This window comes from Treponema ruminis, assembly GCF_014201975.1.
GTDB classification, from domain to species: domain Bacteria; phylum Spirochaetota; class Spirochaetia; order Treponematales; family Treponemataceae; genus Treponema_D; species Treponema_D ruminis.
This window is the reverse complement of record NZ_JACHFQ010000007.1, coordinates 13,833-28,318: the sequence shown is the minus strand read 5'-3', so window position 1 is coordinate 28,318 and position 14,486 is coordinate 13,833. Positions and strand designations below refer to the sequence as shown.

13 protein-coding genes are annotated in these 14,486 nt (G+C 40.7%); 8 read left to right on the top strand and 5 right to left on the bottom strand.

All coding sequences use genetic code 11. From position 1 onward, the window contains the following. Positions 1-153: 153 nt before the first annotated feature. The 3 genes from HNP76_RS11090 to HNP76_RS11080 form a co-directional block, all read right to left on the bottom strand. The gene (locus HNP76_RS11090) at positions 154-1,467 is read right to left on the bottom strand and encodes an LlaJI family restriction endonuclease (RefSeq protein WP_184660489.1); all 1,314 of its coding nucleotides are present in this window, start codon (positions 1,465-1,467) and stop codon (positions 154-156) included. Continuing rightward, positions 1,467-2,555, bottom strand: a complete 1,089-nt coding sequence (locus HNP76_RS11085; protein WP_184660488.1) for an AAA family ATPase — start codon at positions 2,553-2,555, stop codon at positions 1,467-1,469. The genes HNP76_RS11090 and HNP76_RS11085 overlap by 1 nt, the downstream gene beginning before the upstream one ends. Positions 2,556-3,073: 518 nt before the next feature. After that, positions 3,074-4,507: a DNA cytosine methyltransferase gene (locus tag HNP76_RS11080; protein ID WP_184660903.1), complete on the bottom strand. Its 1,434-nt coding sequence runs from the start codon at positions 4,505-4,507 to the stop codon at positions 3,074-3,076. Between the two features lie 222 nt (positions 4,508-4,729). Between HNP76_RS11080 and HNP76_RS11075 the strand changes: the two genes are divergently transcribed. From HNP76_RS11075 to HNP76_RS11045, 7 genes are all read left to right on the top strand, one after another. Continuing rightward, a complete protein-coding gene (locus HNP76_RS11075) occupies positions 4,730-4,954 on the top strand; it encodes a DUF3791 domain-containing protein (RefSeq protein WP_184660486.1) in 225 nt (74 codons plus the stop codon). Continuing rightward, positions 4,954-5,445, top strand: coding sequence for a DUF3990 domain-containing protein (locus HNP76_RS11070; RefSeq protein WP_184660484.1), 492 nt, complete (start codon positions 4,954-4,956; stop codon positions 5,443-5,445). Before HNP76_RS11075 ends, HNP76_RS11070 begins: the two co-directional genes overlap by 1 nt. Further along, positions 5,438-5,656 (top strand): hypothetical protein, encoded by a 219-nt coding sequence (locus HNP76_RS11065; protein WP_184660482.1) that lies wholly within the window; start codon positions 5,438-5,440, stop codon positions 5,654-5,656. Before HNP76_RS11070 ends, HNP76_RS11065 begins: the two co-directional genes overlap by 8 nt. 89 nt (positions 5,657-5,745) lie before the next feature. After that, positions 5,746-8,691: a DUF3427 domain-containing protein gene (locus HNP76_RS11060; protein ID WP_184660480.1), complete on the top strand. Its 2,946-nt coding sequence runs from the start codon at positions 5,746-5,748 to the stop codon at positions 8,689-8,691. Continuing rightward, positions 8,627-9,115, top strand: coding sequence for a (deoxy)nucleoside triphosphate pyrophosphohydrolase (locus HNP76_RS11055; RefSeq protein WP_246462682.1), 489 nt, complete (start codon positions 8,627-8,629; stop codon positions 9,113-9,115). The genes HNP76_RS11060 and HNP76_RS11055 overlap by 65 nt, the downstream gene beginning before the upstream one ends. A gap of 235 nt (positions 9,116-9,350) precedes the next feature. Further along, positions 9,351-9,530, top strand: coding sequence for a hypothetical protein (locus HNP76_RS11050; RefSeq protein WP_184660478.1), 180 nt, complete (start codon positions 9,351-9,353; stop codon positions 9,528-9,530). Beyond that, a complete protein-coding gene (locus HNP76_RS11045) occupies positions 9,523-10,275 on the top strand; it encodes a tRNA1(Val) (adenine(37)-N6)-methyltransferase (RefSeq protein WP_184660476.1) in 753 nt (250 codons plus the stop codon). The genes HNP76_RS11050 and HNP76_RS11045 overlap by 8 nt, the downstream gene beginning before the upstream one ends. Positions 10,276-10,368: 93 nt before the next feature. On the opposite strand, the gene HNP76_RS11040 is transcribed toward HNP76_RS11045, so the two are convergent. Beyond that, on the bottom strand, positions 10,369-11,673 hold the full coding sequence (locus tag HNP76_RS11040) for an NCS2 family permease (RefSeq protein ID WP_184660474.1): 1,305 nt from the start codon (positions 11,671-11,673) through the stop codon (positions 10,369-10,371). Positions 11,674-11,708: 35 nt separating this feature from the next. After that, positions 11,709-12,074 carry a metal-dependent transcriptional regulator gene (locus tag HNP76_RS11035; protein WP_184660472.1) on the bottom strand — a complete coding sequence of 122 codons (366 nt, stop codon included), beginning with the start codon at positions 12,072-12,074 and terminating at the stop codon, positions 11,709-11,711. Between the two features lie 184 nt (positions 12,075-12,258). Here HNP76_RS11035 and HNP76_RS11030 point away from each other — a divergent pair, with 184 nt between their 5' ends. Continuing rightward, positions 12,259-14,331 carry a methyl-accepting chemotaxis protein gene (locus HNP76_RS11030; protein ID WP_184660470.1) on the top strand — a complete coding sequence of 691 codons (2,073 nt, stop codon included), beginning with the start codon at positions 12,259-12,261 and terminating at the stop codon, positions 14,329-14,331. Positions 14,332-14,486: the final 155 nt, after the last annotated feature.

Here is a 14,486-nt window from a genome sequence, read left to right as displayed (position 1 = left end):
AATTAGAGCTGATAGTTCGCATAAGAATATGCAAAAGGAACAAGGAGGGGGAAGTCTCCCCCTCGCTCCAATACCTCTCACTACGCGAAAATGCCCAAGCAAGCTTGGTCACTTTCTCTCCGTTCGGGTATTTCCGCTACCCTCTCTGCGGGCTCAAACGCCGCCCGCAACGCCTGCTGAATTTTTTGTAATTAGATTAGTAAGTTCTTCAATAAGCTTTTTATCTTTTGGAATGTGCTTGGACATAATTGATTTTATATCCAAAGTAAATCCATATATTTTTGAATAAGATTTCTCTGTTTCATTTTTATAATCAGCATAGGAATATCCAAAATATTGCAGATTTGATCCGCTTTCAATTTCTCCGGGAAGAATGAAAGCATTATAGATTTCATTCGTATTGAGAACATCTTTTACATCTGCTGGAAGTGAAGAAGGTGAATTTTCAACATATTCTGCGTATGCAAACTGCTTTACAATCGAACCTGTTCCCGGTAAATCGTAATCAAATTTTGAAACGCCATATTTGTAATATTTTGAATCGAGGATGAAAATCTTTTGATTTTCTTTTCCGCGATCTGTAATCATTATTGTATCAGGACGGAGTGAATACTTTTTGTAAACATCATTGCTAAAATTTGCCTGTCCTTTCCCCTCAATGAACCAGTGACATTTTGGATAAAATTTTTCCTTGTCAGGCTCTCCGAACACAGTATCAACAAGCCGCTCCCAAACACCTTCAAAATGCTCTGTACCAAAATAGAAATTTTTTGTATCGCTCGAAGAATCCATATAATCAATTACAAGAAGCATGTTGTGAAAAAGCATCAGCCTTTTTTCATCAAAACTATGCGCGATTTTGGATTTTACGACAGCCCTAAAAAGATTTGCATTAAAGGCAAGTTTTCCTTTCTGCGGCATGAACGAAGAAAAAATCCAGCCAATTTTTGAAAAGCTTTCGTAGACGAGAGTTTTGTGAATCTGGCTTATGAGTTCATTTTCGTTGTGATTTGTTCTTCTAGTTATGAATTCCAGATATACGGCTGAATCCTGAACAATCTGCGGGCGAATCTGTTTTATTGTCCTGCTCCAGTTGATTTTTCCAGAAGAAGAATGCCTGTAAACCGCTTCATTTTCTGAGTAATAGCCGTTGTTCATAAAATCAGAAATCAAAAACATATATGCATGAATCGGAAACTGAGAGGTCTGATTTTTTGAAGACGAACCGAGTATAAAAGAATCTTCATGCTCGCAGAATGTTGAAAGAACAGAAATCAGATTCAGAATATTCTTGCGGATTTCTTTCTCATCGTCCGACTTTCTGTAGCCCAGCGGAAAATTTATAGAAAATTTTCCATTTTTATGTTTGAGACCAACAAATTCATCTCCATTCAGTTTTGCATCGTATACACATGCATCTTTTAGAGAGACTTCAGAAGTGTTTAATTCGGCCTCATTTGCAAGCATTATTCTGTCTCACCTACATCAGATTCTGCTTGCACGTTATCCAGTTGCGATATAAAACTTGTATTCTTAAAGATAGTCCAGTTACACGGAGCACTTTCATCTCCGTTTTTGAAAGCAGAAACAATTGATTCAAGACTAGAAGTTTTATCCTTTATGTCAAATATTTCTTCCCGGCTGAATTTGAATGCATCATCCCAAAGATATTTGAGGACTTTCTCTGCGAACTGCTCTTTCGAAATTTTTCCGTCTTCGGCCTTTACAAACCAACAGCCAAGCCGTTTGTCCTCCATGCTGCTCATTCCCATCGAAGAAGACATTTCACCGATTCTCTTATTGATGTGCGTCTGGAACTGCTCCCATGTTACATTTGTTCCACCAATTTCTGCAGTACGCTGAATTTTTGCATTTTCATCTTTATCATCAAATTGATTTTCAACAAGCCTCATATCCCAACGTCGCTGAAATGCGTTGTCGAGTGTGAATACATTCTGGTCGCTTGTGTTCATTGTAGCGAGGAGAGATAGATTTGGAGGAAGACGGAGAGAGGTGTTTTCGTTGAATTCAATATTTCCGACTTTCTTTGTTGTCGGTGGAGTTTTATCGGAATAACGTTCATCCTCACTTCGAATAAAAGCATTTATATCCAAGTTTTCTATTGAATATGAACTCCATCCGTCAGAATTTCTGTCAAGCAGTTGGAACAAGTCGCCGAATATTGCCGCCGCATTTCCGCGGTTTATTTCTTCGATTATCAGATAATAAGGTTTGTCAGGATTCTTCAAAGCACGTTTCAAAATTCGGGTAAAAGGACCAGCCTTAAATGGATATTCCAATCCGCCATTTGTCTGAACAGGTAGAATCTGACCAACGAAATCCGCGTTTGTATATTCAGGGTGGAACACAACACGCATTTTCTGCTCATCAGGAAGTGATTTTGTTTGCTCGTTGATTTTGTGGGACTTGCCAGAGCCTGGAACACCGTAGTAGATGATTTGGGAAAAGTTTTGGGTGTAGGAAGATGAATTTTTTTCATTATTAAAATTCTCAAAAAAAGCTTTTTTATCATTTCGATTTACATTTACTTCCATTTTTCTTTCTCCTGATGGAATTATGTTGATTTTGTCATTTTCTATTTTCAATGATCCTGAATATCGATTTATTACATTTTTGAAAATATCAAGTTCGCCAACAGAATCCTTTAGAATTTTTTCACACAATTGCTTAAAATTATTAAAAGTCGGATCGCATCTCAGTTCTTCCTCTAAAGTTGCTACTATAAAAATGGGTTTGTCTAATTTTTCAAAACCTCTTGTATATGGGTTTGGAACATAATAATTTTTAAACCAATTTCGCAGGTAAGATTCAGCGTCAGTTTCAGAAATATTCGAAGAAAAACGTGGATGATAGATATTATTTTCATCGATGTAATACAGTGCTGTTTGAGATGCAAATTGGTAAACCGTTTTTGCAAAAGACTCTCCCCATTTAGATTTAGCCATTTCTTTTTTAAAGTCTTCTGCCGCCATTTCTGCTTTAGGAAGTGTTTCTACAATTTCACAAATTGTTTTTGGAGTCGCATTACGCCACCTGCATATTGGATCAGCCATTATTCTTCTCCTTTCAAGAGTTGTGGATAGCTTTCCAAAATTGATTCCATTATGTGAATCAAGACATCAACAACAATTGAATTTCCTGCTTGTTGATAGGCAGAAGTATCTGAAACTGGAATTTTGAAAGAATCACTGAATCCCATGAGCCTGAAACATTCTCTTGGGGTAAGTTTTCTCAATCGACCGTCTGTAGTTACATAATTGTCAACTCCAGCACGATGCATTTTGTGCATAGTTGTAAGCAATGGACGGGCTACTTCCAAATCAGTTTTGGGTTTTGAATAGAAATTTTTAGTTCCGGTTGCTAGAACATATTTTCTTACTTTTTCTGAGAGAAAATACTTTTCAAGATTTTCTTTTATTTTTTCTTTAGCTTCTTTTTCGCTTTGGAAAACAAAATCTCCATGCCAATTAAACTGTTGGTTCTTTTTTTGACACAGCTGGATTTCTCCATCAATTTGCGTATATCGTTTTGTAAGATTTTTCTCAGCAGTTACAAAATCAACACCTTTTTCAGGAAGAAAATAACCGCCTGGAGCGTTATCGATTAGAAAATCCTGCATTTTCTTTTTGAGTTCGATCGGTTTTGGAAATTCAAATTCTTTTTCAAGCTTCAAGTCCTTTCTGAAACCAACTACAAAAACTCTTTCTCTGTTTTGCGGGATTCCATAATCTTTTGCATTGAGAACAGCTTTTTTCCATGTGTAATCTAAATCAGTAAATACTTTAGAAATAGTTTCCCAGGTTCTTCCTTCATCATTACTGAGTAATGCTTTTACATTTTCATAAATAAATATTTTAGGACGAATTTCTTTTACTAAACGGGCATATTCGTAAAAAAGTGTTCCGCGAGTATCTGCAAGTCCACGTTGTTTTCCAACCAAACTGAAAGATTGGCATGGACTTCCCCCAACAAATAGATCTACATTTCCCTTGTATTGATTTCCATCTAAAAAAGAAACATTCCAATGAAAATCTTTATTATCAAGAGAGTAATTCGCCATATAAGTTTTCTTTACTTTGTTACTGTCTTCTCTATTTTTATAAAGAGAATCCACATATTCTTTTTGTTTTTCATACGATTCAATTTTAGAAAGCTCTTTTAAAACACGGAAAGAATTAATTTTTTCATGTAACATTCCAGTTCTTTGGCATATATCTTTTATCTGTCGATTAATTTTGTTTTCTGTCGAGTTTTCAAGATTCATTTTTTTGTAAATCTTTACTTCTTGGTTAGTTCTTTCAAGAATTAGGTTTAGTTCATTTTTATACAGATCATCTTCGTCATTTTGAACTTCAATTTTGTTGATTTCTGTTGTTAATGCAGAGAGTTCTTTTTCGATTTCATTAATGTCTTCAGGTATTTTTTTTGAAAGAACATCTACATCTCCGTTATCACATGCAAAAATTATTTTGTTTTTGAGATTCATTCTTTCTAATGCATGTTCTATTGCTCCAATTCCACTGAAAACAGTTGCTAATCGAATCGGGGGCGTTGCGGGGGTGTCCCCCGCAGAAGGGGTAGCGAAAGACGCGTTAGCGGCTGTAGCGAGGGGAAGGCTTTCCCCTTCTGGAGCGCACTTTAAACGGTCGTTTTTGGTGCTACCCTATTGGGCTAAAAAGTGTTACAATACTGTGTTTAGGAGGCGAACATGCAGCGTGTGTCAGAAAAGGATAAAATCGAATACACGGTTTCTCTTGTGAGCGACTTTGCAAAAAAGCATTCGCTTTCTACAACACAGGCTTTTAATTATCTTGACAGATTTAATGCAATTGATTTTATAAACCAGCATTACAATATTACGCATACACTCCCGTATAAAGAAATTCTTGATGATTTAGCACTCTATTGCAAAAATCGGGGAGGAAATTTGTAATGACTTTGTATCATGGTTCAACTGTAGAAATAAAAGAAATTGACTTAAATCTTTCCAAGCCGAATAAAGATTTTGGAAAAGGATTTTATCTTTCTGACAATTTTGAACAGGCTTATGAAATGGCAAAGTATAAGGCCGGATTGTTTGTGACAGAACCTTATATAACAAAATTCGAATTTGATGAAAATCTTTTGAAAAACGGAAACTTAAAAGTTCTGTCATTTTCTGAATACTCAAAGGAATGGGCAGATTTTGTCTTTAAAAACCGCAATCAGGAGAATCAAGATTTTACTCACGATTATGATATAGTAACCGGTCCAATCGCGAATGATAGAGTCGGTGCTCAAATCCGCCGTTTTGTTGAAGGTGACATTACTTTTGATACCTTTTTGGAAAGACTAAAATATATGAAGGGGATTACCTTTCAGTATTTTTTCGGTACAGAAAAAGCAATTCAAACGCTGGTAAACAAGGGGCTCTGCAATGAATGACGTTGAATATCAGATTGAATGTACCACGAGAGACCTTGCCACGTATCTTGTAAGGGATTTTTCTTTTGATGTTGAGCAGGCTTTAAGAGCTGTGTACAATTCCCAGCTCTATCAAAAACTTTGTGATCCAAAAACAGGGCTTTACTTTCAAAGTCCGCTTTATGTATACGACTATTTAAAGAACGAAATAAAAACAGGAAAACTTCAATGAGTAACGATATGAATAAAGAAGAAAAAAACATCACCAAAAACGACCGTTTTTTGTGGCACTTTTTTGCATAAACTTACAGGTGGCTTTGCATGGAATCTACTCAATTCATTTACAACGGACGAACTCGAAGTTTCTTTAACACTCTTGTAGAAAACCTTCAGCAATGTTCTGAATTCAAAATAAGCGTTGCTTTCATCACTTACGGTGGGCTTCAGGTGCTGCTTGAAACTTTGCAGGCTCTTTCCGAGCGAAAGATTCCAGGTGAAATACTGACAACAACTTACCAAAACATGACGACTCCGGAAGTCTTAAAACGTCTTTCTGAATTCCCGAACATCAAGATTAAAGTTTATGTTCCTCCCACGGAAAAGGAAGGATTTCATGCAAAGGGGTATCTTTTTCACAAATCATTCAGCGGCAAAGACCAGTGGACTGTAATAATTGGCTCTTCAAACATAACCGGGCGGGCACTCAAGACGAATGTTGAATGGAATGTACTCCAGAACGAACCTACGCAGCAAGCACAGGAACCAGGAGTCTTTGCAAAATCCGTCCTTGATGAATTCGAACAGCTTTGGAAAAGTCCCTGGGCTAAAGAATACTCGGATGATTTTCTTATTTCATACCGTGACTATCTCGCACGAATAAAAAAAGATGTTAAGGTCAAAAAGATCAACGAGCTTTTTACATACGAGCGTTCTCAGGCAATCCAGCCGAATGAAATGCAGCAGGAAGCAATCGTAAAACTTGATCGCCTGAGGAAAACGGGGGCGACAAAGGCTCTTGCAATTGCAGCTACAGGCAGCGGAAAAACTTACATGTCTGTCTTTGATGCGCTACAGGTCAAACCTAAAAAACTTCTGTTCATTGTCCACCGCGAAGATATTCTTAAAAAAGCAAAGGAATCTTTTGATACAATCTGCGGTGCAACAGAAAAAAATTATGTTTCAGGTTTTTATACGGGAAATCAAAAGGACACAGACTGTACGTATCTGTTTGCAACCCGCGACACGATGAGCCGTCATTACGAAGAATTTTCACCAAACGCTTTTGACTACATTGTAATTGACGAAGCCCATCACGCATCAAGCGAAAGCTACCAGAAAATACTTTCTCATTTTAAGCCTGACTTTTTGCTTGGACTTACGGCAACTCCTGAACGCAGCGACAACGGAGACATTTACGCCCTCTTTGACAATAACATTGCCGTAGAGATCCGCTTGCGTCAGGCACTGGAATACAATTTGATTTGTCCTTTCCATTACTTTGGACTTACCGATGCAGAAGGAATTGACTATTCAAAAATTACTGCGGAACCAGGCACATCTGAATACACTGACTCCATTGCGAAAATGTTGATGGTCGGCCACCGTGTTGATTACATTATCAAAAAAATGAAATTTTACGGACACGACGGTCAAAAAGCTAAGGTTCTTGGATTCTGCCAGACAGTAAAACATGCAAAATACATGGCAGAAGAATTTTGTAAACGTGGAATCCCTTCCGTTGCCCTTTCAAGCGAAGACAACAAGAGTATTGATGAGCGCATTGCATTTACAAAGCGTCTTGAAAACGATGATGATGAACTGCAAGTTATTTTTACGGTTGACCTCTTTAACGAAGGTATTGATATTCCGTCCGTAAATACGATTTTGATGCTACGTCCAACAGAATCTTCTATTATATTCATTCAGCAGCTGGGACGAGGTTTACGAAAACTTGCGGATAAGGAATTTGTTACGGTTCTTGATTTTATCGGTAACTACAACAAGTCATTCCTAATGGCAATTGCCTTGAACGGAAAACAGAACTTTGACAAGGATTCTCTTAAAGTTGAAGTTGAAACCGATTTTGCGGATTTACCGAATGGAACTTACATTCACATGGACAAGATTACAAAGCAGCAGATTCTTCATCAGCTGGAAAGCGAACGATTTATGTCCATGAAGTACATGAAAGAATCATATCTGAATTTTAAGCACGTCTGCGGTGGTAAAGTTCCAATGCTGATTGATTACCTTAAACATGACGGCAGCGTTGATCCCCTACGTTTTTCATCTTTCAATCCGACTTACAAAACATATCTTGAATTTTCCGCATACATGGAAAAGGAAACGCATCCGGAACTTTCACTTCTTCTTGAAAACGAAAGCTTTAAACAACTCTTGCGTCTTTTTACTTTTTATACGCCAGCAAAGCGAATTGAAGAATTTGTAATTGCAGAATGTCTTTTAAACAGCACGGACGGTTCAGTTGCCCTTGAACAGGTTGAAAATCAGGCACAGAAATATCTTGAACTTGTTAAAAAAGAAAACATAATTCATGCAGCTGAGACTTTGAGTGGAAAATATTTTGACTCAAGCGAATTGAACCGTTACGTAAAATGCCTGTTGGAATTTGACGGTAAAACAGTCTCTTTCAAAGACGAAGTAAAATCAGCTCTTTTTGAAAATAAGAACTCAAAAGTCTGGTTCGAAGATTTGATTCAATACAACCTCATGCGCTACCAGGATGACTTCGGCAGTTCAGATTATGGCTTCCCGTTCCTAAAGCCATATTACGAATATTCAATGCGAGACACAGCGCTTCTCTGCAATTACAAGAAGATTCATTCTTCTTTCCGCGGACAGGGGCTTTTGACTTCTGCCAAACCGGATTATTTTATCTTTGTAAACCTTCACAAAAATGCAAACATCAAGGAATCCATCAATTACAAAGATAAATTCATTTCTCAGGGAGTATTTCAGTGGCAGTCACCGAACAGTACAACTCAGGATTCGGAAGTCGGACAGAACATTATTTTCAGCTACAAGCGCGGAATAAACCTGCATCTTTTTGTTCGCAAATTTGAGGAAGTCGAAGGCGTTACCCAGCCGTTCGTTTATCTTGGAAAAGTCGTTCCTTTTTCTGATAGTGCCGAAGGAAACAAGCCTATTACAATTCATTTTGCTCTTGAAAATCCTGTACCAGATGAATTATATTTGGACTTCAAAACACGAACAGATGCACTTGGAAAAGAATCTGAATCAGATTAACATAACTGAGGAATTTAAAATGAAACAAATAACAGTCTCCGGCGCCATCATCCTCCGCACCAATCCCCGCACCCACCAAACCGAAGTCTTCGCCACCCAGCGCGGGTATGGCGACTGGAAGGGCTGGTGGGAAATCCCCGGCGGAAAGCTTGAGCCCGGCGAAACTCCCGAGCAGTGCATTGAACGCGAAATCCGTGAGGAACTTGCAACGGAAGTGCACGCGGAAAAGATTCTCGGCGTGGTGGAATACGACTACCCCACTTTCCATCTGACCATGCACTGCATTTTATGCACGATTGTCTCCGGCGAACCAAAACTCCTGGAACACGAAGCCGCCTGCTGGCTCACACGCGAAACGCTTCGCTCCGTAAACTGGCTCCCCGCCGACCAGCTGATTCTGGATAAGATAGAAGCTATTTTGTAAAAGAACAAACCTCGAGTTCTATTTACCAGTAAACTACAAATCATGCGGAAGCAAGGTTCGACCCTGAATCCACTTTGTGCGGGCGAGCGCAGCGAGTCCAATTTCCAAATACGCACAACCGTGGATTCCTAAGGGGCGGTTCTTGCTGGAAGCATGATTTGTGCTTTGCACGTTAATTCAAAACTCGAGATTTGATTTGAATGACAATTTCCGCTGTTTGCAATATACTTTTCTCATGGCAAACGGTGAAGAAGATTTACGCGAAAAGAATAAGGATTCCCTGCCGCCTTCTGAAAAATATGACGAGTGGCGGGTTTTTCAGGGGCGCGAAGATGCCCAGATGCTGCAGGAAAAGTCCTCTTCCTGGAAGAGCAAAAAGGACTGGAGTGAAAAGTACGACCGGCTCGATGACTAATCCCCCAGACCTTCCCTGCGCCGAACTTTCCACGGCCACATTTCCAAAAATCAATCTCACAATCATGCAGGACAAGTCGGCTTTCTGCTTTGGAATCGATGCCGTCCTTCTGTCTGATTTTGCGCGTGTCAAAAATAAGGCTCAGGTTTTCGATTTGGGAAGCGGGAACGGAATAATCCCTCTTCTGATGAGCCGGACTTCCCAGGCCTCTCACTTTACGGCCCTTGAAATCCAAAAGGAAGCCAGTGCCCTTGCAAGCCTTAATGTTGAAAAAAATCAGCTTGAAGAAAAAATCCAAGTCGTCTGCGGAGACATAAAGGATGTGCGAAGTCTTTTTCCGCCGGAAGCTGCCGATGTAGTGACCAGTAATCCGCCCTACGCCAAGGCAAACGCTGTACGCAAAAATCCCAATGAAAGTAAAAATATCGCCCGACACGAAATCCTTTGCAATCTGGAAGATGTCGTTTCGGCTGCAAGTTATCTTTTAAAATCAAACGGAAGCTTTTTCATGATTCACCGGCCGGAACGCCTTTCTGAAATCTTTGTCATGTTTGCAAAATACAAACTGGAGCCAAAGACCTTGCAGCTGGTTCAGCCTTATTCAGATTCAGCGGCGACGATGATTCTAATCGAAGGCCGGAAAAATGCCCGCCCGGAAATAAAAATTCTCCCTACGCTCGTGATTTACAAGTCGCAGGGAGAATACTCCGAGTCAGTTAAAAAGATTTACAAGAATTATAAATAATAAAAAAATTGCCGCACGGATGCGGCATAAAGCAAGAGGATTGCGAGAATTTAGCGGTCACAGACCGGTAAATTCTCGTCAGGACAGGATGTCCTATTTTATTGCCTCAAAAAAGATATCGAACAAGAATACGATTGCCAAAATCCATGTGACGCAAGGAATGTCCTTTGCTTTTTTTGAAACGACTTTGCACAAAACGTATGAAATGATACCGAATGTGATGCCCTTTGAAATTGAGTAAGAGAATGGCATTGCGATGATTGTGATGAAAGCCGGGATTCCTTCTGAAATGTCTCTGAAATCGATTCCCATTACAGCGCGCATCATGAGGAAGCCTACGAAAATCAAGGCTGGAGCTGTAGCTGCGGCTGGAATCAAGGCGAAGAGTGGGCTGAGGAAGAGGGCTACCAGGAAAAGCAGGGCTGTTACGACCGAAGCCAAACCTGTGCGTGCACCTGCTGCAACACCAGAAGAACTTTCTACGAAGCTTGTGACTGTTGAAGTTCCCAAACAAGCACCAACGACTGTACCGATAGCATCAGAAAGAAGGGCGCCCTTTGCGTTAACTACGTTTCCGTCTTTGTCCTTGAGGTTTGCCTGTTCTGCAACGCCAAGCAAAGTGCCGATTGTATCAAACAAATCAGTGAAAAGGAATGTGAAGAATACGACGAAGAATTTTACTGTGAGTACGCTGCCCCATTCAAACATGAAGAGGTGTGGAGTTGCCGGAGTTGAAACCGGTGAGAAATCCTTTGGAATAGAAGTTACGCCGAAAGGAATTCCGATGATTGTCGTGATGATGATGCCGACAAGGATTGCTCCAGGAACTTTGAGTGTATAAAGGATGACTGTGATTACGAGGCCCAGCATTGCAACGATTGCAGATGCGTGCTTCATGTCAAAATTTACGAAAGCAAGAGGTGTTCCGGCATCACCAGTGATGATTCCTGCGTTTGCAAGACCAATCAAAGTGATGAAAAGACCGATACCGACTGCAACTGCTTTTCGCAAATTGACCGGAATTGATTTAATGATTGCTTCACGGATTCCAAAAAGAGAAAGAAGAATGAAGAGAATACCTTCAAGCAAAACAGCTGTGAGGGCAAATGCCGGTGAACACTTCATGCCGAGAACGACTGTGTAAGTGAAGAAAGCGTTCAAGCCCAATCCAGGTGCCAGAGCGACTGGAAGGTTTGCACAGAATGCCATAACCAGGGTTGCGATTGCGGCTGAAATTGCTGTAGCCGTAAAGAGTGATCCCCACTGCAATCCTGCAGCTGAAAGAATTCCCGGGTTAACTGCGAGAATGTAAGACATAGCGAGGAATGTTGTAATACCACCGATGATTTCGCGGCTTACACTTGTTCCACGCTCCTTAAGTTTAAAAAACTTTTCCATAATATGGACTCCTTATTTTTTAAATTCTACAAGCATTATGAGTTTTCATCAACCCATTTTTGAATTCCGGCCACGACATCAGCATCAACCTGATGCTCAACGCGGCAGGCATTCTCCTCGCACTGGTCTTCGCTCAAGCCGGTGATTTTCTGAAGGAAAACAGTGAGCAGTTTGTGGCGGTTGTAAATATCTTCGGCCTTGGACTTGCCCTTTTCAGTGAGTTTAAGCATGTTTCCCATGCCGAATTCAACAAATCCGTCTTTTTCAAGCAGACCCATTGCCCGGCTTACGCTTGGACGTGAAACTCCCAGTTTATTTGCAACATCAACTGAACGGACAAAACCGTTTTCAATCTGTAATCTCAATATCGCTTCGAGGTAATCTTCTCCACTCTCGTACATATTTTCTCCTATTAATTAATGAAACAATTGTTGTCTGTGACTTATTATAACATCTTAGGCAAAATATCGCAAACAAGATTTTATAATAGAAGAGAATTTAAAATTGTATGAATTTTTTTTGCAAATTTTTAAAGCTATGTTATAATTTATTTTAAGACTTATTTACTTTTTACAGGAGAATCTCATGGGTATCAAAACCAAAATCATTCTTGCCATGCTTGCTCTAATTTTCCTTACAGCCTCAGCAATCGCAAGTTTCAGTTATTTACAGTCAAAATATGAACTTACCAAGGCTGTTGAAGCTGGAAACGAAGCTCTGGCAAAGACTGTTTCGTCAAGAATCGAAACAATCCATGGCCGCGAGTTCAAAATGCTTGAAACCATTGCAAACACTTCAATCTTTCAGGATCCGGAAGTTGACTTACACGATAAATGGCTTCTGGCAAATTCAACAGTCAAAGACCACAACAAATACCTGGGTATGGGCTGTTACGATGAAAAGGGTGTCGGATATGGTACACACGGCAATTATACTGACATGCACGAGCGGGAATATCTCCGCCTTTCAATGCAGGGCCAGCAAGCCCTCATGGATCCGAACTGGTCAAAATCCAACGGTCACCTCAGTACATTCTATGCAGTTCCTTTCACAGACACAAACGGCCGCCAGATTGGTGAAGTTACAGCAGTAGTCGATGCATCATCTTTGTGTACCACATTATCCCACATCACAGTCGGAAAAAGCTCTACCCCATTCGTAATCAGCCGAAAAAGCGGTAAATATGTAGCCCACGCTGACCAAAAACTGGTAGAGAACGAAGTCGTAGTTGCAGACTCTGCTCCACAGGGATTTAAGGAAGTCCTACAGAAAATTCTTTCCGGAGATGCTGGTGCCGGAGTTTACTACGATGAAATTGCAAAAGAAAAAATGGCGGTTGCCTACCAGCCAATCCAGGGATGTGAATGGTCAGCAGTTTGCGTCGCTCCCTACAATGATTTTTACAGCGGAATCACAATCCTCTTGCGGGCAATGATTTTAATCGCAATCATTTCCCTCGTTGTTGCAGGTGCAGTAACTTTCTTCATCGTTTACTTCTCAATCAAGCCTCTTAAAACTGTCAGCGATGCAATCAACGGAATCGCTTCGGGCGATGCAGACCTCACCCGCCGCCTCAAGGCAAGTGCAAATGACGAAATCGGTGACGTTGTAAAGGGCTTCAACAAATTCAGCGAAAAGCTCCAGACAATCATCGGTGACGTAAAGAATTCTAAGGATGATTTGATTGTAGCAGGTGACGACATGAGCTACGCTTCACAGGACACGGCAAGCTCAATCACAGAGATTATCGCCAACATCGAAAGCATGCACAAGCAGATTGAAAACCAGAAGTCCAGCGTAGACCAGACAGCCGGTGCCGTAAACGAGATTGCATCAAACATCGAATCCCTCGAGCGCATGATTGAAAGCCAGTCGAGCGGTGTCACAGAGGCTTCTGCCGCAGTTGAAGAGATGATCGGTAACATTTCATCTGTTAACGCTTCAATGGATAAAATGGCGACTTCATTCGGTGAACTTCGCATGAATTCCCAGGCTGGATTCAGCAAGCAGAAGGTCGTTAACGAGCGCGTAAAGGAAATTGAAACCCAGTCGGCCATGCTTCAGGAAGCAAACGTCGCAATCGCAGCCATCGCAAGCCAGACAAACCTTCTTGCTATGAACGCCGCAATCGAAGCTGCCCACGCAGGTGAAGCCGGAAAGGGATTCGCAGTCGTAGCAGACGAAATCCGTAAGCTTTCAGAGACTTCAACGGCTCAGTCAAAGACAATCGGCGACCAGCTCAACAACATCAAGAACTCAATCAACGACGTTGTTGTAGCCTCAACCGAAGCAAGCACTGCCTTTGATTCAGTTTCACAGAAGCTTGAGGAAACAGATGCCCTTGTAATGCAAATTAAGGCGGCTATGGAAGAGCAGAACGAGGGTTCAAAGCAGATTATCGATGCCCTCCACAACATGAACGACAGCACGGTCGAAGTCCGAAACGCTTCTTCTGAAATGGAGGAAGGAAACAAGATGATTCTTGATGAAGTCCGCCACTTACAGAACGCTACCACGGTCATGAACCAGAGTATGGAAGAAATGTCCATCGGCGCACGCAAAATCAACGAAACCGGAGCCACATTGAACACAATCTCCGGCAAGGTTAAAGAATCAATCATTCAGATTGGCACTCAGGTCGACCAGTTCAAGGTCTAGCCTCTGCCTTTAAAAAGCAAAACCCCGCATTTCACATGAAGTGCGGGGTATTTTTTTGTCTTTTGATTTTATCTCAAATCACCGGCTGCGTCGAAACATTCGAACCAAAATTACATCCTTGTAATTTTGGATTCGTACGAGAAATTTGCAGGCAA

Coding starts and splice junctions, on each gene's coding strand:
- HNP76_RS11090 (WP_184660489.1), bottom strand. CDS start 1,467: ATGCTTGCAAATGAGGCCGAATTAAACACTTCTGAAGTCTCTCTAAAA.
- HNP76_RS11065 (WP_184660482.1), top strand. CDS start 5,438: ATGAATGACGTTGAATATCAGATTGAATGTACCACGAGAGACCTTGCC.
- HNP76_RS11080 (WP_184660903.1), bottom strand. CDS start 4,507: ATGAATCTCAAAAACAAAATAATTTTTGCATGTGATAACGGAGATGTA.
- HNP76_RS11050 (WP_184660478.1), top strand. CDS start 9,351: ATGGCAAACGGTGAAGAAGATTTACGCGAAAAGAATAAGGATTCCCTG.
- HNP76_RS11075 (WP_184660486.1), top strand. CDS start 4,730: ATGCAGCGTGTGTCAGAAAAGGATAAAATCGAATACACGGTTTCTCTT.
- HNP76_RS11070 (WP_184660484.1), top strand. CDS start 4,954: ATGACTTTGTATCATGGTTCAACTGTAGAAATAAAAGAAATTGACTTA.
- HNP76_RS11035 (WP_184660472.1), bottom strand. CDS start 12,074: ATGTACGAGAGTGGAGAAGATTACCTCGAAGCGATATTGAGATTACAG.
- HNP76_RS11030 (WP_184660470.1), top strand. CDS start 12,259: ATGGGTATCAAAACCAAAATCATTCTTGCCATGCTTGCTCTAATTTTC.
- HNP76_RS11060 (WP_184660480.1), top strand. CDS start 5,746: ATGGAATCTACTCAATTCATTTACAACGGACGAACTCGAAGTTTCTTT.
- HNP76_RS11085 (WP_184660488.1), bottom strand. CDS start 2,555: ATGGAAGTAAATGTAAATCGAAATGATAAAAAAGCTTTTTTTGAGAAT.
- HNP76_RS11040 (WP_184660474.1), bottom strand. CDS start 11,673: ATGGAAAAGTTTTTTAAACTTAAGGAGCGTGGAACAAGTGTAAGCCGC.
- HNP76_RS11055 (WP_246462682.1), top strand. CDS start 8,627: ATGAATTATATTTGGACTTCAAAACACGAACAGATGCACTTGGAAAAG.
- HNP76_RS11045 (WP_184660476.1), top strand. CDS start 9,523: ATGACTAATCCCCCAGACCTTCCCTGCGCCGAACTTTCCACGGCCACA.